We start from the raw sequence: 876 nt of genomic DNA on the forward strand, positions 1-876 counted from the left end.
TTAGAAGAAACGATGACAAAAGTAGAAGAAATCATTGAAGTAGAAAAGAACCCAAAAACGAAGGCTACGATTGATCTAGCACGAGAAATCTTGAAAGATCCAAAATTTATGGAATCCAAAGGCGTTCGTTCCATTGTAGACCAAGAGGCCCGAGTAGGTCACAAATCAAAAACGAAGGATTTTTTTGGCTATAAAACAGAATATATGATGACACCGGAGCTTCTCATTACAGCAGTAAATGTAGCGAACGGTGCCTATGTTGATGGAAAAATGTTCAATGAACTTCTAGAACAAACCAAAAAAGCCGGCCTGACGGTCGAAGAATTATATGGAGATAAAGCCTACTTCAGAAAAAATATACTTGATTGTATTAAAGAAACTAACGCAAAAGCATACATACCAGTCAGTGAAATGGCGTATAGAATTGATGAAGAAAAATATAGCTATAACAAGGATTCTGATGAGTGGTTCTGCGCGCAAGGGAATCATACGATACGAAAATATTACAAAAAGACAAAGCATAGAGAATCCTACCGTTATTACTTTGAAAAAGAGACCTGTAGAAATTGTCCCATAAGGGACAACTGTATCACAGGTAAAGCAGTTGGAAAAATACTAGAAGTCGGCGTGAACACTCCTGAATTCTATGAATATAGCCAACAACAAAAAGCAGATGAATTTAAGGAGAAGTATAAAAAACGGGCTTCCCTAGAAGGGAAAAACGGAGAAATGAAACAGTTTCACGGGTTAGATCGTGCCAGGGGGTACGGTCTTAAAAGCATGGCCACACAAGCAAAATTAACGGCATTAGCCGTAAACTTAAAGAGGATAGCAAATATCCTATCCTCTTTAAAGGCTCGTAATAAGCTATATTTT

At 37.6% G+C, this 876-nt stretch carries 1 protein-coding gene; it reads left to right on the forward strand.

The window, feature by feature from the left end:
* Positions 1–876 (forward strand): transposase (locus JCM9140_RS22130; protein ID WP_034751852.1); only part of this gene is annotated, 876 nt, incomplete at both ends.

Source organism: Halalkalibacter wakoensis JCM 9140 (assembly GCF_000513095.1).
GTDB lineage: Bacteria > Bacillota > Bacilli > Bacillales > Bacillaceae_D > Halalkalibacter > Halalkalibacter wakoensis.